17 protein-coding genes are annotated in these 15,909 nt (G+C 69.2%); 8 read left to right on the top strand and 9 right to left on the bottom strand.

The annotated features are described in order from the left end of the window. Window positions 1-15: 15 nt before the first annotated feature. Window positions 16-1,026 (bottom strand): alcohol dehydrogenase catalytic domain-containing protein, encoded by a 1,011-nt coding sequence (locus WDJ58_RS17800; protein ID WP_338914648.1) that lies wholly within the window; start codon window positions 1,024-1,026, stop codon window positions 16-18. A 180-nt stretch (window positions 1,027-1,206) separates the two neighbouring features. Further along, window positions 1,207-2,289, bottom strand: a complete 1,083-nt coding sequence (locus WDJ58_RS17795) for a phosphotransferase family protein (RefSeq protein ID WP_338914647.1) — start codon at window positions 2,287-2,289, stop codon at window positions 1,207-1,209. A 125-nt stretch (window positions 2,290-2,414) separates the two neighbouring features. Between WDJ58_RS17795 and WDJ58_RS17790 the strand changes: the two genes are divergently transcribed. Then, window positions 2,415-3,629 carry an acyl-CoA dehydrogenase family protein gene (locus tag WDJ58_RS17790; protein ID WP_338914646.1) on the top strand — a complete coding sequence of 405 codons (1,215 nt, stop codon included), beginning with the start codon at window positions 2,415-2,417 and terminating at the stop codon, window positions 3,627-3,629. A gap of 56 nt (window positions 3,630-3,685) precedes the next feature. On the opposite strand, the gene WDJ58_RS17785 is transcribed toward WDJ58_RS17790, so the two are convergent. Next, window positions 3,686-4,405, bottom strand: a complete 720-nt coding sequence (locus WDJ58_RS17785; RefSeq protein WP_338914645.1) for an alpha/beta fold hydrolase — start codon at window positions 4,403-4,405, stop codon at window positions 3,686-3,688. 206 nt (window positions 4,406-4,611) lie between these two features. Here WDJ58_RS17785 and WDJ58_RS17780 point away from each other — a divergent pair, with 206 nt between their 5' ends. Continuing rightward, window positions 4,612-5,094 (top strand): GNAT family N-acetyltransferase, encoded by a 483-nt coding sequence (locus tag WDJ58_RS17780; RefSeq protein WP_338914644.1) that lies wholly within the window; start codon window positions 4,612-4,614, stop codon window positions 5,092-5,094. A 52-nt stretch (window positions 5,095-5,146) separates the two neighbouring features. Further along, window positions 5,147-5,761 (top strand): class I SAM-dependent methyltransferase, encoded by a 615-nt coding sequence (locus tag WDJ58_RS17775; RefSeq protein WP_338914643.1) that lies wholly within the window; start codon window positions 5,147-5,149, stop codon window positions 5,759-5,761. A gap of 12 nt (window positions 5,762-5,773) precedes the next feature. Here the strand turns inward: WDJ58_RS17775 and WDJ58_RS17770 are convergent, their stop codons facing one another. After that, entirely contained in the window at window positions 5,774-6,841 is a 1,068-nt protein-coding gene (locus WDJ58_RS17770; protein ID WP_338914642.1) for a phosphotransferase family protein, read from the bottom strand. Window positions 6,842-6,954: 113 nt separating this feature from the next. Here WDJ58_RS17770 and WDJ58_RS17765 point away from each other — a divergent pair, with 113 nt between their 5' ends. Beyond that, window positions 6,955-7,719 carry an SIR2 family NAD-dependent protein deacylase gene (locus WDJ58_RS17765; protein WP_338914641.1) on the top strand — a complete coding sequence of 255 codons (765 nt, stop codon included), beginning with the start codon at window positions 6,955-6,957 and terminating at the stop codon, window positions 7,717-7,719. 60 nt (window positions 7,720-7,779) lie between these two features. Continuing rightward, a complete protein-coding gene (locus tag WDJ58_RS17760) occupies window positions 7,780-8,178 on the top strand; it encodes a cupin domain-containing protein (RefSeq protein WP_338914640.1) in 399 nt (132 codons plus the stop codon). 97 nt (window positions 8,179-8,275) lie between these two features. On the opposite strand, the gene WDJ58_RS17755 is transcribed toward WDJ58_RS17760, so the two are convergent. After that, on the bottom strand, window positions 8,276-8,560 hold the full coding sequence (locus tag WDJ58_RS17755; protein ID WP_338914639.1) for a glutaredoxin family protein: 285 nt from the start codon (window positions 8,558-8,560) through the stop codon (window positions 8,276-8,278). 86 nt (window positions 8,561-8,646) lie between these two features. Here WDJ58_RS17755 and WDJ58_RS17750 point away from each other — a divergent pair, with 86 nt between their 5' ends. Continuing rightward, window positions 8,647-9,126 (top strand): peroxiredoxin family protein, encoded by a 480-nt coding sequence (locus tag WDJ58_RS17750; RefSeq protein ID WP_338914638.1) that lies wholly within the window; start codon window positions 8,647-8,649, stop codon window positions 9,124-9,126. Between the two features lie 141 nt (window positions 9,127-9,267). On the opposite strand, the gene WDJ58_RS17745 is transcribed toward WDJ58_RS17750, so the two are convergent. The 3 genes from WDJ58_RS17745 to WDJ58_RS17735 form a co-directional block, all read right to left on the bottom strand. Then, on the bottom strand, window positions 9,268-9,474 hold the full coding sequence (locus WDJ58_RS17745) for a hypothetical protein (RefSeq protein WP_338914637.1): 207 nt from the start codon (window positions 9,472-9,474) through the stop codon (window positions 9,268-9,270). Window positions 9,475-9,699: 225 nt separating this feature from the next. Next, on the bottom strand, window positions 9,700-10,131 hold the full coding sequence (locus WDJ58_RS17740; protein ID WP_338914636.1) for a universal stress protein: 432 nt from the start codon (window positions 10,129-10,131) through the stop codon (window positions 9,700-9,702). Between the two features lie 47 nt (window positions 10,132-10,178). Continuing rightward, window positions 10,179-11,810 (bottom strand): long-chain fatty acid--CoA ligase, encoded by a 1,632-nt coding sequence (locus WDJ58_RS17735; protein ID WP_380661639.1) that lies wholly within the window; start codon window positions 11,808-11,810, stop codon window positions 10,179-10,181. 152 nt (window positions 11,811-11,962) lie between these two features. On the opposite strand from WDJ58_RS17735, the gene WDJ58_RS17730 reads away from it, so the two are divergent. Continuing rightward, a complete protein-coding gene (locus tag WDJ58_RS17730) occupies window positions 11,963-13,147 on the top strand; it encodes a CaiB/BaiF CoA transferase family protein (RefSeq protein ID WP_338914634.1) in 1,185 nt (394 codons plus the stop codon). Then, the gene (locus WDJ58_RS17725; protein WP_338914633.1) at window positions 13,144-14,142 is read left to right on the top strand and encodes an LLM class flavin-dependent oxidoreductase; all 999 of its coding nucleotides are present in this window, start codon (window positions 13,144-13,146) and stop codon (window positions 14,140-14,142) included. The genes WDJ58_RS17730 and WDJ58_RS17725 overlap by 4 nt, the downstream gene beginning before the upstream one ends. A gap of 334 nt (window positions 14,143-14,476) precedes the next feature. Here WDJ58_RS17725 and WDJ58_RS17720 read toward each other — a convergent pair whose 3' ends face one another. Next, the gene (locus WDJ58_RS17720; RefSeq protein WP_338914632.1) at window positions 14,477-15,895 is read right to left on the bottom strand and encodes a pyridoxal phosphate-dependent decarboxylase family protein; all 1,419 of its coding nucleotides are present in this window, start codon (window positions 15,893-15,895) and stop codon (window positions 14,477-14,479) included. Window positions 15,896-15,909: the final 14 nt, after the last annotated feature.

The raw sequence follows: 15,909 nt of genomic DNA, 5'->3' as shown, positions 1-15,909 counted from the left end.
AAGCCCGTCCTCTCGTCACGGTTCGACCACCAGCTTCCCGAACACCGATCGGTCCGCCATCGTCCGGAACGCCTCGTCGGTCGCGTCGAGCGGGTAGGTCCCGCCGACCACCGGGTCGAGGTCCCCGTCGGCGACCAGCGACACCAGCGTCTCGAGTTCCGGCTGGGTACCCATCGTGCTCCCGAGGATCTCCTGGTGGCCGAGGAAGAACGGTGCGACACCGAACTCCGACTCTCTCCCCGCCGTCCGCCCGCAGACGACCTGCGTCCCGCCGCGTCGCATGGCCTTCAGCCCCACCTCGACGTACTCGCCGGCGAGGTGGTTCAGCGTCGCGTCCGCCTCGCCGATCTCGCCGACCGCCTCGACCATCGCCTCGGGATCGGCCGTCTCGATCCGGTGATCGCACCCCAGCCCCGCGAGCCGGTCGAGCTTCTCGGCGGAAGTCGACGTGCCGATCGACTCCGCCCCGACGAGGTCGACGAGCTGGACGCAGGCGACGCCCACGCCCCCCGTCGCGCCGGGGACGAACACCAGGTCGCCGGCACCGACGTCGGCCTTCCGCATCATGTGCCACGCCGTCAGGTAGGCCGTCGGGAGCGCCGAGGCCTCGGCGAACGACACCGACTCGGGGAGCGGGACCAGCCGCGAGGCCTCGACGGTCGCCCGCTCGGCCAGCCCGCCGTGGTAGAGCGAGAACTGCTCACAGAGGTTCTCGGGTCCCTCCCGGCAGTACCGGCAGGTCCCGCAGGTCTCGTTCGGACAGAGGACGACCCGGTCGCCCTCCTCGACGTCGGTTCCGGACCCCGCCTCGCTCACCACGCCCGCGACGTCGAGCCCGGAGACGAACGGGAGGACGTCCTCTCCGACCATCGCGGAGTCGCCCTCGAGTATCCAGAGGTCGTGGTGGTTGATCGAGCAGGCCCGCACGTCGACGACGGCCTCCCCCTCCCCGGCAGAGGGGTCGTCCCGCTCGATTACCTCGACGCCGTCCGGCCCGACGAGTTCCGTGAACGCGGCTGCGCGCATACGGGGACGGCGTGGCGACGGGCGTTATAGCTTCGGGGACCCGACCGCCGATTCTATATCGCAGTCGAGGGTTTGTGCTTCCGGAACCGGATCGACCGGTTCGGCGTACACGGGCTCGGCGTACGCTGGTTCCCGGGCGAGAAGCGACGCACAGCGGCCGGTGTCGGTGGTCCCTGTCCGCTACAGCGGCTCCTCGCCCTCGATGATCCGCTTCGCGCGGTCGGCCATCGACGGGACGCCCTGCTCCATCTTGGGGTACATCGGGTCGTCGGCGTTGCCCTCCAGGTGCCGGCGGAAGAACATCTCGCCGAGCCCGGCGAGCTTGTACACCGCGAGCGCCCGGTAGAACCGCTCGTTCTCGAACTCGAATCCCGTCTCCGCCTCGTAGCGGTCGACGAGTTCGCGCCGGGTGAGGTAGTCCTCGCCCGCCATGAACGTCGCGTTCAGCGTGCGGCTCCCCTCGGGCGGGTCGGGGTCCTTCGCGTCCCACCAGTACGACAGCATCCACCCGAGGTCGGTGAATGGATCGCCCAGGGTCGACATCTCCCAGTCGAAGATCGCGACGATCTCGGGCTCGTCGCCGGGCCCGAACATCACGTTGTCGAGCTTGTAGTCGCCGTGGACCAGCGTCGAGGGGGGATCCTCGGGAGTGTTCGATTCGAGCCACTCGCGGACCTCGTGGAGCACCGGTACCTCGCGCTCCGCCTCGGTGACCTCGAAGGCCCACTCCAGCTGTTCTGACCAGCGTCTGACCTGCCGTTCGGTGAACCCCGGCGGGTAGCCGAAGTCGCCCTCCTCCAGCCCGACGGCCTCGTAGTCCACCTGGTGTATCTCGGTGAGCCCGTCGACGAGCTCCTCGCCGATGGCCCGTCGGGCGTCGGGGTTCCGGAACCGCTCGGGTTCGGCCTCCCGGAGGACGTCGCCCTCCTCGCGCTCCATGACGTAGAAGTCACTGCCCATCACGTCGTGGTCGTCGCTGGCGAGCACGGTCCGGGGAACCCGTACCTCGGTGTCCTGGAGCGCGTCGATCACGCGGAACTCGCGGAGCACGTCGTGTGCCGTCTCGGCCGTCTCGCCCGGCGGCGGTCTCCTCACGACGAGTTCGAGGTCGCCCCAGGTGACGAACAGCGTCTCGTTCGAGTGGCCCTCCTGGTGGCGACGGACGTCGTACTCCTCGACGGGGTCGAGCTCGTCCTCCAGGTACTCCTCGAGCGCGTCGACGTCGACGATCCGCCGGAAGTACTCCTCGCTCCGTTCGGTCATGGCGAGCCTCCTAACATTGTAAGGTGGGATTCCCCGCGCCACCACGAATAGTTGGGGGTTCCTGTCGGCTCCCCGTGACCTTCGCCGGCGGTTATTTTACATTGCTGTACGGAGACACGCAGGACATGGAGTACCACGACTCCGAGACGGCACGGGAACTGGCCTCGCGCGCCCGCGAGTTCATGGACGAGGTGGTCATCCCCACCGAGCGGGAGTATCTCGGCGCGGAGCGGGTCCCCCGTTCGACCATCGACGACCTCCGCGAGCAGGCCCGCGAACGCGACCTCTACTGCCCGCAGATCGGCGAGGCACACGGGGGGATGGGCCACGAGTTCGCGGACGTCCTCCCGCTGTTCGAGGAGGCCGGGCGGTCGCTGCTCGGCGCGACCGCGATGCGCGTCGACGCGCCCGACGAGGGGAACATGCACACCATCGAACTCGTCGGGACCGAGGAGCAGAAGTCGGAGTACCTCGATCCGCTGGTCGCCGGCGACGTCAGTTCGGGCTTCTCGATGACCGAACCCCGCGACGGCGCGGGATCGGACCCGAAGATGATGAAGACGCGGGCGGAGAAGGACGGCGACGAGTGGGTCATCGACGGCCACAAGTGGTGGACCACGCAGGGCGACGAGGCGGACTTCCTCATCGTGATGGCCCGCACGGACATGGACGCCCACCCCTACACGGGCACGTCGCTCTTCCTCGTCCCGGCGGACACGGAGGGCGTGGAGATCGTCGAGCCGACGCCACACCTCGGCCCCTCGCTCGTCCACTCCAGCCACGCCGAGATCCGCTACGACGACGTGCGGATCCCCGAGGAGAACCTCCTGGGTGAACTCGACGAGGGGTTCACCCACGCCCAGCAGCGGCTCGGCCCCGCCCGGCTCACCCACTGTATGCGCTACACCGGAATGGCCACCCGCGCGCTGAACATCGCCAAGACGTACATGGACGACCGCGAGGCGTTCGGCACGAAGCTCTCGGACAAGCAGTCCCAGCGCTACGCCATCGCGGACATGGAGACCCGGCTGCACGCCACCCGGACGATGGTCCGCCACGCCGCCCGCGAGATCACCGAGGGCGAGGAGGCGCGCATCCCCGTCTCGATGTGCAAGGTGTTCGCCGCGAACACCACCCAGGAGGCCATCGACCTCGCCATCCAGTGTACCGGCGGGGCGGGCATCTCCGAGCACCTGCCGCTGTCGGACTTCTACAAGTCCGTCCGCGCGTTCCGCATCGTCGACGGGGCCGACGAGGTCCACAAGCGCGTCATCGCCCGCGACGCGTTCGACGAGGCGAATCTGAACCCCGACGAACTCGAGAACATCCCGACGTACTGAGGTTCCGGACGGGGACGTCCGGCTCTTCCGGTCCCCGATCCCGTCGTCCTACTCGCTCACTCCCGCTCGGCGGCCGCCTCCAGCGCGTCGACCGTCGCCCCGGGCATCGAGAGGAACGGCGAGTGCGAGGCCTCCAGGGTGAGCGCGCGGTCTGCCCCGTGCTCGTCGAGCATCGTCTCCTGCTGTTCGCGGGTTATCGCGCGGTCCTCCGTGCAGCCGACGTAGACCCGGCGGACGCTCCCGAACCGCTCGGCCGTGGCCGTCACGGGCGTCGAGATGGGATCGATGGGCTCCGGGCGGACGAGCGAGTGGGCGAGCGCGCGATCCTCGGGGCCACAGTCGGCGTAGAACGCCTCGTCGAGCCACGCTTCGGGGACCCACCCCACGCCGCGGTCCTCGTCGGTTTCGAAGTGCTGGGTGACCAGCGATGCCTCGCTGCGCTGGTCGAGCATCGACTCCCCGTCGCCCGGCAGGTAGGCGGTGAGGTAGACCAGCGTCTCGATCTCCGAGGTGACGCGCTCCGCGGCCGCCGTGATCAGCATCCCCGCCATGCTGTGGCCGACCAGCACGGGCGAGTCGTCGGCCTCGCCGACCGCCTCGCAGACCCGATCGACGTACCCCTCCAGGGTCGCCTCGTCGTAGGGGGTCTCGTCGACGCCGTGGGCCGGCAGGTCGAACGTCACGACCTCGTGGCCGCGGGACTCCAGTTCCGGCCGTACCCTGTACCAGCACCACGCGCCGTGGTACGCCCCGTGGACGAGGACGAACGTGCTCATCCGCTGCCGCCTCCCCGGGCCGGTTCGCGGGCCTCCATGGCTCGCATCGGCGCACGCGCGAGAATAAGTCTTCGCCGGGCAAACATCCCGTCTTCGCCGGGTGGTCCTTCCGTCTTCGCCGGACGGGCTCGTGGCGGATCGATGGGACGTCGTGAGGCGTCGATCGGGTCCGCCGGAGCTTTGAGTCGGGGACGCGCTCTCCCGGCATGGACGCCCGGGTGCGCCCCCTTCGCGAGGACGAGTCGGAGGTCGAACGGCTAGTCGAGGAGCTCTGGTTGCCGTTCGCCCGGGAGATGGCCGACGTCGACGACTACAACGAACTCGTCGACGAGGGGACCGCCCGGGAACACGGGCTCAGCTACCGACACGAGCAGTTGAGGGACGAGGACTGCCGGGTGTGGATCGCGGTGCAGGAGGGGTGGCTCGGCTACGTCCGCGCCTCGGTCTCCTCGCCGCCGCCGGTGTTCGACCGCGGCCGGACGTTGCGGATCGGCGAACTCTACGTCGTCCCCGAGGCCCGCGGCGAGGGGGTGGCCGACGCGCTGCTCGACCGGGCCACCGAGTGGGGCGAGGAGCGGGACTGCGAGCGGGTCGGCCTCTCGGTGAACGCCGAGAACGACCGTGCACGGTCGTTCTACGAGCGTCGGGGATTCGAGGCCCGACGGCTGAAGCTCGACCGATCCCTGTGAGGCTCCCTCGCGGCCGGGAAAGACACTTGTTCCGGTCGCGACACCTCCCACCGTGACCGATCGCGACGCGGTCCGACGGGCCTACGACGAACTCGCCGAGACCTACGCCGCCGAGCGCTCGCCGGGACTCGTCGAACTGGACCGGCTCGTCGAGCCGCTCCCCGAGGGGGCTCGCGTCCTCGACGCCGGGTGCGGGCAGGGGACGCCGGTCCTCACGGCGCTCGCCGGAACCGTCGAGACGATCGGACTGGACTTCTCCGGCGAGCAGCTCCGACTGGCGGCCGAGAACGCCCCCGGCGCGGCGCTCGTTCGGGGGGACATGACGTCGCTTCCCTTCTCCCCGAACGCGTTCGACGCCATCACGGCGCTGCACTCGCTCATCCACGTCCCGCTCGCCGAGCACGCGACGGTCGTGGAGGGGTTCGCGCGCGTCCTCTCGCCGGGTGGACTCCTCCTCCTGACAGAGGGCGACGACGAGTGGGTCGGCGAGAACCCCGACTGGCTCGGGAGCGGCGTGGAGATGCGGTGGGAGTTCGCCGGCCTGGATACGACCCGCGAGGATCTCGATCGGAACGGGTTCGAGGTGCTCGACACCTGGCACCGGCGCGACGAACTCGCAGACGACGGCTCGGGCAAGCCGTTCCTCCTCGCACGGCTGGCCCGGTGATCCGCCCCGGGCTCAGCGACCGTCGTTTTCGAGTACGGTTTCGGCGTCCGCTCGCAGTCCGTCGGCGACGTCGTTCTCGGTTCCGTCGGGGAGCCTCGATGCCAGCCTGTCGAAGTCGTTCATCACACGGACCATCGCCAGCGCCTCGTAGGCTGAGCGACCGGTCGCGACCGTCTCGGCGAGTTCGGGAGCGGTAGCGCGATAGCCGGTGCGCATCGCGTCCCGCACGAGGGCTCGGCGGTCGGTGACGCCGGGCAGCGCGGACAGGAACGCCCCGCCGAAGAGATACACCGCGAACGCGAAGTCGAACGACGGGGGGACGGCGAGCGTGTACGCCCAGTCGAGCATCGCGGTGACGCTCCCGCTGTCGGGGTCGACCAGGAGGTTGTGGAGCCCGTGATCGTTGCGGCCGAGGACCGGGGTGAACGGCCCGTCGAGCCGGCCGATCCGCTCGTCGAACCACGCCTCGATCCGTGGCGTGAGCTCGACGAACCGGGAGTCGGCGTGTCGCTCCAGTTCACGCTCGACGTACCGCCCGAGGTACGCTGGCCACGAGTCGATCCCGTCTCTGACCGTCAGCTCCGCGACCGCCCCCGAGGGACGACCACCGTCGAGCGTTCCCGTCGGATCGCGGTCGACGTACCCGAACGAGTCGACGGCATCGATCCGGTGGAGCTCACCCAGGTGGACACCGACGTCCCGTGCGAGGGTTTCCAGGGCCTCGTCGGGGAGCCAGCCGACCCGCTCGTAGGGGAGTTCGTCCCCGGGCATCGGGGTCATGAGGTAGAACGGCGACGGCACCTCGGGGTGGTCGTCGACGACACCCAGTACCTCCGGAACCGGGATGGAGGTGTGCCGGTCGAGGACGGCCAGGATGCGGGCGTCCGCCCCGACGCCCGCCTCGGTCTCCGCCGGTGCCGCCTTCAGGAAACACTCCTGGGACTCCCCGTTGCCTTCCACGGCCAGTCGGTAGACCCGACAGAACCCTCGTTCCACTGGCGTGGCAGCCGTGACCGTCCACGTGGGATGGACGAGGTCGGCCATTCGCCGGAGTGTCCCCGCGTCGAGCTCCTCGCTCACACGGTCGACCCCGGCGGTCCGATACAAGTGTCTTCTCCGAGAACGACACGGTGTCACACGGCGGCCTCGCTGCAGGCGCGAGGCTTTTGCGCCTCGACGTGCTGTGCGTTCACATGGACGAGACCGAACTCCGCTTCGCCGCGGGGGCGATCCGCGACGCGGACTCGGTCGTCGCGATGACCGGTGCGGGGGTGTCGACCCCCTCGGGTATCCCCGACTTCCGGAGCGAGGGCGGCATCTGGGATCAGTACGACCCGATGGACTTCCACATCTCCCGGTTCGAGTCCGACCCAGAGGGGTTCTGGCGCGACCGCATCGGCATGGTCGACGCCGTCTTCGGCGACGGGGTCGAGCCGAACTCCGCCCACGAGGTGCTCGCCGACCTCGAACGCGAGGGGCACCTCGACGCCGTCATCACGCAGAACATCGACGGGCTTCACCAGCGGGCGGGGAGCGAGGAGGTCGTAGAGATACACGGCAACGGCGGACGCGTGGTCTGTACCGACTGCCGGAAACGCTACGACGCCGAGCCACACTTCGAGTCGGTCCGTGAGGGCGGTCCGGCCCCGCCGACCTGCCCCTCCTGCGACGGGACGCTCAAGCCCGACACCGTGCTGTTCGGCGAACAGCTCCCCGAGTACGCGCTCTACCGCTCGCAGGCGCTCGCGGAGGGCGCGGACGCGTTCCTCGTCGTCGGCTCCTCGCTCACCGTCGAGCCGGCCGCCTCGTTCCCCCGGACCGCGGCGGGCAAGGGGGCGACGCTCGTCGTCGTGAACCTCGACTCGACCACCGTCTCCGACCGGGCCGAGTACGACTTCCGGGTGGACGTCGTCGACGCGCTCCCGCGGCTCCGGCGCGAGGTACTCGACGGCGGCTGATCCACCTCGGAGCCTGCCTGCACTACGCTTTTCCCCCTGGGCCGAGACCGGACGGCTGACATGGTAGACTACGAAGTGATGCACCTGGACGACGTCACGGAGACCGATCTCTCGGAGGTAGAGGGGGTGCCGCCGGACCTGAACGTGAGGCGGGTCGGCGACGCGCTCGGGGCCGAGGAGGTCCGCCTCACCGTCTGGTACTTCGAGCCGGGCGAGGAGATCCAGTACCACGCGCACAACGAGCAGGAGGAGATCTTCTACGTGATCGAGGGGGAGTTCTCGCTGAAGCTCGGGAAGTCGGGCGAGGAGGAGTACGTCGACGCCGGCCCCGGGACGTTCTGGCTCGCCAAGCCCGAGATCGGCCACGGCCACCGGAACGTCGGCGACGAGCGCGGGGTCGTCCTCGCGCTCGGCGCACCGCCCGAGGACGACCCCGGCGTCGACCCCCACTCGCTCTGATAGGGACGGTTGTAACGATTTACCGGCGAGCAGCCAGCCGGGGCCGGTGCTCACCGGTAAAGGACTACAACCGTCCCTATGACTCGCCGGTATCGCGCTAGATCGTGACCTGGTACTCGCCGGGGGTCACTCGCTCGTCCTCCTCGCCGTAGGTGTTGCGCAGGAACTCCACGATCCGCGAGGACTCGGCCATCGTCAGGCCGTACTCGTCGTCGACCAGCACCGGGACGCCGCGCTGGCCGGAGACGCGCTTGACCTCGTTTCGCTTGGAGTGGAGTCCCTCGACCCAGACCGAGTCGAACTCCAGGTCGAGTCGCTCCAGTTCGTCGACGACGGCCTCACACCACGGACAGCCCTCCAGCCGGTAGAGCGTCAGGCTCATACTCGACACCTGGGACTGCGGGGGCTTAAATCCCGAGTCGTCCGAGCCCCCGGCTCCCTTTTACTCCCGGGGCGAGTGGTCGGCGTATGCCACCCGAGGTCGGCGAGGCGGTTCCGGAGTTCGAGGCGCTCCGCTGTGACGGCGAGACGTTCAGACCCCGAACACTCTCGGCGTCGCTCGGGGAGGACGGCGGCGTGCTGGTGTTCTTCGGGTTCGTCTTCGGAGCCATCGCCGAGAACTGGTGGAAACGCTACGAGCGCTACGGCTGGGCCGACCTCGACGTCCCGGTCTACGGCGTCGGCCGGGACGGGCCCTACAGCATGAACGCCTTCCTCCGGGAGATCGACTCCCCGTTCTCCCTGTTCGCGGACGTGGACGGCGAGGTGGCCGGCGCGTTCGACCTGCTCACGGAGCGCGAGGGGATGGCGGGGGTACACACGAGCAGACGCGCCGTCTACGTTCTCGACGGCGACGGCGTCGTCCGGGACCGCTGGCTCGGCGAGGACTACATCAGTCCCGTCCCGACGCGGGACCTGGAGGGGAGCATCCGCGAACTCTCCGGATAACCGCGCGGTGGGCGGCCGACGGCCGGTTCGGGGCCCCTCTCTGTCGACGAGTCGGAGATCTGTATTACTATCGTAACATCGATTTCATCTATCTACTATCGGTTTCGTCAATGTTCGATAGGCGCTCGAACAGCGGTCGAGTCAGGCGCTGGACGCCGAAGGCGCGCTCGGCGTTCTCGTAGCACTCGACGGGAGTGCCCGCTCGCGATGGCGGTTGACCTCGATGCGCTGCCGATCGCCCTCGAAGCCACGGCTCGTCGCCGGGAGGAACGTCACCACGTCGAGGACCGCGTACTCCCGCCAGTCGGTCGCCTCGCAGGCCTCGCGAACGGGCGGCGAGAGTGGCATTCGAGTCGGTTCGAGGGCTCCCGGCATCGGCGGCTGTTCGGTCCGGTTCGGGATAGTCTCGCCGGCTGGTAGGGGGCGGGGGCAGGCGCAGGTGGGGCCTGTGGAGCGTGGAACGCAGTGCGTGCGAACGGGCTGTGACCTCCACGTCACTGTAACGACCACTGGGACCGTGAAGTAGCGAACCCCGATGCCGCCCGAACTCCACTTCCGACCGCTGACCTCGAGCTACCGGACGATGGTCACGGGGACCGGGGACCGCCGGGCGACGGTCTCGGCGACGCTCCCGAGTAGCACGCGCGCCACGCCGTGGCGACCGTGGCTCCCGACGTAGACGTGGTCGACGTCGCGCTCGCCGACGTACTCGAGGATGCTTCTCGTGTCCTCTCCGACGGTAGTCTCGGTGGTTATCTCGCGGTCGAACTCGTCGGCTATCCCCTCGGCCGTCGAGAGGAGTTCCTCCGCGTGCTCGCGAGCGGACTCGAACCAGTCGTCCCAGGCGTTCACGTCCCCGAACCCGCCGGAATCGGGATCACTCGAACGGAAGTCGATGACGTGGAGTGCGGTGATCTCCGCGTCGGGAAAGTCCTCGAGCGCCCGCCGGAGCGCTGTCTCCGACTGCTCGGAGTAGTCCATCGCTACCAGTATGTGTCGGCTCATGCCATCCACTCGGTGACACGACGATAAGTTCCTGTCGCCGAGGGGGGTCAACCGCCGGCCTCGCCCTCGGTGAGCGTGATGTGGTCGTACTGGTCGCGCAGGACCTTCTTGTCGAACTTGCCCGTCGAGGTTCGCGGGATGCTCTCGACGAACTCCACCTCGTCGGGCACCCACCAGGAAGGGAACCGACCGCCGAGATGCTGTCTGAGGTCCTCGGCGGTCGTCTCGTGGCCGTCCCGGAGGACGACACAGGCCATCGGCCGCTCCTGCCACTTCTCGTGTTCGACCCCGATGACCGTCGCCTCCGCGACCGCCTCGTGGGCCATCAGCTCGTTCTCCAGCTCGACCGAGGAGATCCACTCCCCGCCGGACTTGATGACGTCCTTCGCGCGGTCCACGATGTCGAGGTAGCCGTGTTCGTCCATCGTGGCGATGTCACCCGTCCGTAGCCACCCGTCCTCGGTGAACGATTCGGCGTTCGCATCGGGGCGGTTGTGATACTCGTCGACGATCCACGGTCCCCTGACCTGGAGTTCGCCGTACGCCTCGCCGTCGCGCGGTACCTCCTCGCCGTCGTCGTCGATGATGCGGGTCTGAACGCCGGAGACCGGCATCCCGGCCTTCGCCCGGTAGGCGTACTGCGTCTCGGGCTCCGCATCCGCGAGCTCCTTGCGGAGGACGGACAGCGATCCAAGCGGCGACATCTCGGTCATCCCCCAGCCCTGGACGATGGGGGCGTCGTACTCCTCGTCGTAGCGCCGGATGAGCGACTCGGGCGGGGCGCTTCCTCCTACCGTAAGCCGGTCGATGTTCGAGATATCGGTCTCGGGATTCTCGTCGAGGTAGTTCGCCATCTCTAGCCAGATGGTCGGGACCGCGGCCGACAGCGTCACTCCCTCGGCGTCGATGAGTTCGGCGATGGCACCCGGGTCGGTGTGGACGCCGGGGAGCACCTGTTTCGCCCCGACCAGCGTCGCGGCGTAGGGCAGCCCCCACCCGTTGGCGTGGAACATCGGCACCACGGGGAGGACGGTGTCGGCCTCGCCCACCCCGTTCGCGTCGGTGTGGCCGCACATGATACTGTGGAGGTAGACCCCGCGGTGGGAGTAGGAGACACCCTTCGGCTTGCCGGTCGTCCCCGAGGTGTAGCACATCCCGCACTCCTCGTCCTCGTCGATCTCGGGGAACTCGTAGTCGGTGGACTGCTCCCCGAGTAGTTCCTCGTAGGCGACCACGGGATCGAGCGAGCAGTCCTCCGGGACCGCCTCGCCCATGACGACGTACTGCTCGACCGTCTCGAGTTCGGGGGCGTTGGCCTCCACGACGTCCAGCAGCGCCGGGTCGACGAACACCACGCGGTCCTCGGCGTCGTTGATGATGTACTGGAAGTGCTCTGCGGGGAGCCGCGGGTTGCACATGTGGGTCGACCGGCCCGTACACGGCGGCCCGAAGTAGAGTTCGAGGTGGCGATAGTTGTTCATCGCGACGGTCGCCACCCGCTCGCCCCGCTCGATCCCGAGGTCGTCGAGCGCGCCGGCGAGCTGCCGGACCCGCTTGCCGAGGTCGGCGTACGTGTAGCGGTGGACGCTCCCGTCGGCCGTCTTCGTCACGGTCTCGCGATCGGGAAACAGATCGACGGCGCGCCCGAGGAGCTGGTCGACCGTGAGTTGCACGTCCATCATGGTCTGTCGTGTGGTTCGGGAGCACCTGGCATGACGCTTTCCCCGCCCGGAGCGTCGTTCGAGGCGCGTCCCCCCGTCTCGAGACGGGTTCTGGCGGAACGGCCGACGGCACCGCCAGGTGTTAAGTCGGCCCACGCGGACCTCCAGGTATGCGACTCGATGGCGTACGCGTCGTTGATCTGACCACGCTCCTGCCGGGACCGTACGGGACACAGCTCCTCGCCGACCTCGGCGCGGACGTGGTGAAGGTAGAGCGCGTCGACGCGGGTGACGACGCGCGGTACACCCCGCCGCTGACCGACGAGGGTCACGGCGCGCTGTTCGACGCCGTGAACCGGGGAAAGCGTAGCGTCGCTCTCGACCTGAAGGACGAGCGGGGCCGCGAGGCGCTCTACGAACTCGTCTCGACGGCCGACGCCTTCGTCGAGCAGTTCCGACCGGGCGTCGTCGACCGCCTGGGCGTCGACTACGACACCCTCCGCGAGCACAACCCCGGTCTCGTCTACTGCTCGCTGTCGGGCTACGGCCAGTCCGGGCCGAAGTCGGGCAAGGCGGCCCACGACCTCAACTACATCGGGCTCGCGGGGCTACTCGACATGACTCGCGAGTCAGAGGCGGCGAAACCGCAGATGCCCGGCTACCCCATCGCGGACATGGCCGGCGGGGTGTTCGCGGCGTTCAGTATCGTCTGTGCCCTCCTCTCCCGCGAACTCGGCGCGGGGGAGAGCGACGGCGAGTACATCGACTGCTCGCTGACCGATCCCGTCCTCTCGTTCTCACAGAGCGTCGCGCCCAGCGCGTTCATGGGCGAGGACCCTCGACCGGGCGAGACGGCGCTCACGGGGGGATACCCGTGGTACGATGTCTACGAGTGTGACGACGGCCGGTACGTCACACTCGCGGCGCTCGAACCGAGGTTCTGGCGGGGGTTCTGTGAGGCCGTCGACCGCGAGGACCTGCTCGGCTATCACACGACCGACGACCCCGCCGAGATGGCGGCGCTGCGCGAGGAACTCGAATCGCTGTTCGCCTCCCGGACCCGCGACGAGTGGGTCGAGGCGGTCGGCGACGCCGACGCGACCGTCGACGGCGTCTACACGCCCGCCGAGGCGCTCGAACATCCGCAGGTCGAGGCGATGGAGATCGTCGAGGATTCGGGTGACTCGCTCCCCCGCGTCGGCTACCCGGCCCGCGGCGAGGGCGTCCCCGACGGACCACTTGGGGGTGCCCCGGGCCACGGCGAGCACACCGGCGAACTGCTTCGGGAGGTGGGCCTCTCGGAGGCCCGGGTCGACAGTCTCGCCGAGGCGGGCGTCGCGGGGGTGGGGCGATGACGGTCCCCGGACTGCTGCTCCCGGACACAGACGGCGAGCCGGTCGAGATGGGCCTGCGGGCGGAGGAGCTCGGCTACGACTCGGTCTGGATGGGGGAGCTCTGGGGGACGAGCTCGGTCGTCATCCTGACCGAACTCGCGGTCCGCACGGAACGAATCGGGCTCGGGACGGCCATCGTCAACGTCTACTCGCGGACGCCGGCGGTGCTCGCGATGACGGCGGCGACGCTCGACCGCACCTCGGAAGGGCGGTTCACACTCGGCGTCGGTACCTCCACGCGGAAGGCCATCGAGGACCTCCACGCCATGGAGTGGGCGGACCCGAACCCGGTCCGCCGCGCCCACGAGACGATCGAACTCACCAAACAGTTCCTCGCGGGCGAGGGTCGTGTCGACTACGACGGCGAGGTGTTCCACACCGCCGACTTCCCCTCGCTCGACACCGAGGTCCCGGTCTACCACGCCGCGCTCGGGAAGGCGAACCGCCGCGTCGTGGCTCGGCTCGCCGACGGCTGGATGCCCCACAACGTCCCGTTCCCCGATCTGGAGGAGTCCTTCGAGTACGTCACCGAGCACGCCCGCGAGGCCGGACGGGCCCCCGAGGACATCTCCGTCTCGCCGTACGTCCCCGCGGCGGTGTCCGATGACCCCGACGAGGCACGCGACGCCGTTCGTGGCCACATCGCCTACTACGTCGGGAGCGGCGAGGGGTACGAGCGGGCCGTCGCGATGCGGTTCCCCGACGAGGCCGGCGAGATCGCCGCACGCTGGCGCGGCGACGGCCGCGAGCGCGACCGCAGTGCCGCGAAGGGGGTGGTTACCGACGAGATGATCGAGGCGCTCGGCGTCGCCGGCACCCCCGAGACCGCCCGCGAGCGCCTCCGCGAAGTACTCGGTATCGACGTGATCGACGAGCCGATGATCGCCGTCCCGCAGAACGCCTCGGCGGAGATGGTCGAGCGGACCGTCGAGGAACTCTCTCCCGAGCGGCTCTGACGGCCCCGCCGGCAGACGACCCCCCGTTCGACGGGCTGTATCTCTCGGTATGACGGCACGAACACTGTGTAGCACTGCTCTGGGATGTCCCGCCCGACGTAATCCGGTGGTACAACGTCCGGCGTGTGTCTCGACCCCGCAAGCCACGCCAGCGAGCGGACCTGCGCACCTCCTGCCGATTCGATATCCCGATATTCGGTTTACGAGTTCGGCCACGATCGCCTCTCTGGAGGGCTACCTACGCGGTCACGTCCGGGTCGGACCGCTCGGCCATCGTGTCGGGAGCACGGAACCGCCCGGTCACGGAGAATGGCCCCTCACCCGTGAACGGCGGTCAAACTGTCGCGAGAAACCCGTCGATCCCGTCGAGGAGGCGGTCGAGTACGGTCTCGTCGGTGTGGGGATTGAGGAGTACCGCCCGAAGCCACCGCGACCCCCGGTAGGTCGGGAGCGACAGGAACACGTCGTGCGCGCGGAGGAGGTGGTCCCGGAGCGCGGCGTTCAGCGCGTCCACGTCCGACCCGTCCCCGGGGCTCGCACGGAAGCAGACGACGTTCGTCTCCGGCCTGCTGGCGAGTTCGAGGGCGTCACGCCGCTCGATACCCGCGACGAGACGCTCGGTGAGACGATAGCTCTCCTCGATCAGCCGTTCGATCCCCCGCCGACCGAGGTGCCCGAACGTGAGCCAGCACTTCAACACGTCCGCGTGTCTGGTGCCCTGTACGGACCGTTCGCCGAGGTTGGGCGTTCCCTCCTGGTCCACGTAGGGCGCGTCGATCCGGAATGACTCCTCGAGCACCGTCCGATCCCCGAACAGGAGCGTCGCGCAGGTCTTGGCCACGTAGCACCACTTCTGCGGGTTGAACGTCACGGAGTCGGCCCGCTCGATACCGTCCAGCAGGTGCCGGTGGCGCTCGGAGAAGACGAGCGCCCCGCCGTAGGCGGCGTCGACGTGGAACCAGAGATCGTGCTCGTCGGCGACGTCGGCGACGTTCCCGAGCGGGTCGACGTTCCCCGTGGTCGTGGTCCCCGCCGTCGCGACCACGCAGAACGGCTCCCGACCGTCGTCCCGGACCGCCGCGACCGTCTCGTCGAGTGCGTCGGGATCCATCCGGGAGTCGGCGTCCGTCGGAACGGGGTGAACGGCGTCGGCACCGATGCCGAGGAGCATCGCGGCCTTCCGAAGCGAGGTGTGTGCGACCGCCGAGGCGAGGACGACCGGTTCGGCCCCACCGAGACCCGAGTCGACGGCGTCGAACGCCCGGTTGCGCGCGACGGCGAGCGCCTGCAGGTTCGCCAGGCTCCCGCCGCTCGTCATCACCCCGCCCGGATCGGGGCCGAGACCGAACGCCTCCGCGAGCTCACGGCAGAGCTCGATCTCGAGCCTCGAGAGGACGGGCGACATCTCGACGCTCAGCATGTTGTTGTTGACCGCGGCGGCGACGAGGTCGCCGAGGGCGGAGATCAGCGTCGGCTGGGTGTCCATGTGGCCGACGTAGCCCGGATGGGCGGGGTTCATCGACTCGGCCATCGCGCGCTCGATCCCGTCGAGGAGGGCTTCATCGGAGCGACCCGTCTCGGGAACGGTGGCGTCCGGAACCGTCGGATCCTCGGGGAGCGGCGAGCGGTCGGTCGCGGTCGTCAGCGTCCCGAGCACCGTATCGAGGACGGCCTCGCTCAGCTCACGGACGGCCTCGGCGTTCTCGCCATCGGGGGCGACGAACGCTGTCTCGGGGAGTTCCTCCCTGTGCATTCGATGTCCGGGTC

Origin of the sequence: Salinirubellus litoreus, assembly GCF_037335815.1 — an archaeon.
Classification (GTDB): domain Archaea; phylum Halobacteriota; class Halobacteria; order Halobacteriales; family Haloarculaceae; genus Salinirubellus; species Salinirubellus litoreus.
This window is presented reverse-complemented; position numbering and strand designations above follow the sequence as displayed.

Bases quoted from the DNA above. Each gene is read 5' to 3' on its own strand.
- WDJ58_RS17740 (WP_338914636.1), bottom strand. From the start codon at position 10,131: ATGAGCCGACACATACTGGTAGCGATGGACTACTCCGAGCAGTCGGAG.
- WDJ58_RS17730 (WP_338914634.1), top strand. From the start codon at position 11,963: ATGCGACTCGATGGCGTACGCGTCGTTGATCTGACCACGCTCCTGCCG.
- WDJ58_RS17765 (WP_338914641.1), top strand. From the start codon at position 6,955: ATGGACGAGACCGAACTCCGCTTCGCCGCGGGGGCGATCCGCGACGCG.
- WDJ58_RS17755 (WP_338914639.1), bottom strand. From the start codon at position 8,560: ATGAGCCTGACGCTCTACCGGCTGGAGGGCTGTCCGTGGTGTGAGGCC.
- WDJ58_RS17735 (WP_380661639.1), bottom strand. From the start codon at position 11,810: ATGGACGTGCAACTCACGGTCGACCAGCTCCTCGGGCGCGCCGTCGAT.
- WDJ58_RS17785 (WP_338914645.1), bottom strand. From the start codon at position 4,405: ATGAGCACGTTCGTCCTCGTCCACGGGGCGTACCACGGCGCGTGGTGC.
- WDJ58_RS17780 (WP_338914644.1), top strand. From the start codon at position 4,612: ATGGACGCCCGGGTGCGCCCCCTTCGCGAGGACGAGTCGGAGGTCGAA.
- WDJ58_RS17720 (WP_338914632.1), bottom strand. From the start codon at position 15,895: ATGCACAGGGAGGAACTCCCCGAGACAGCGTTCGTCGCCCCCGATGGC.
- WDJ58_RS17750 (WP_338914638.1), top strand. From the start codon at position 8,647: ATGCCACCCGAGGTCGGCGAGGCGGTTCCGGAGTTCGAGGCGCTCCGC.
- WDJ58_RS17795 (WP_338914647.1), bottom strand. From the start codon at position 2,289: ATGACCGAACGGAGCGAGGAGTACTTCCGGCGGATCGTCGACGTCGAC.
- WDJ58_RS17760 (WP_338914640.1), top strand. From the start codon at position 7,780: ATGGTAGACTACGAAGTGATGCACCTGGACGACGTCACGGAGACCGAT.
- WDJ58_RS17800 (WP_338914648.1), bottom strand. From the start codon at position 1,026: ATGCGCGCAGCCGCGTTCACGGAACTCGTCGGGCCGGACGGCGTCGAG.
- WDJ58_RS17725 (WP_338914633.1), top strand. From the start codon at position 13,144: ATGACGGTCCCCGGACTGCTGCTCCCGGACACAGACGGCGAGCCGGTC.
- WDJ58_RS17790 (WP_338914646.1), top strand. From the start codon at position 2,415: ATGGAGTACCACGACTCCGAGACGGCACGGGAACTGGCCTCGCGCGCC.
- WDJ58_RS17745 (WP_338914637.1), bottom strand. From the start codon at position 9,474: ATGCCACTCTCGCCGCCCGTTCGCGAGGCCTGCGAGGCGACCGACTGG.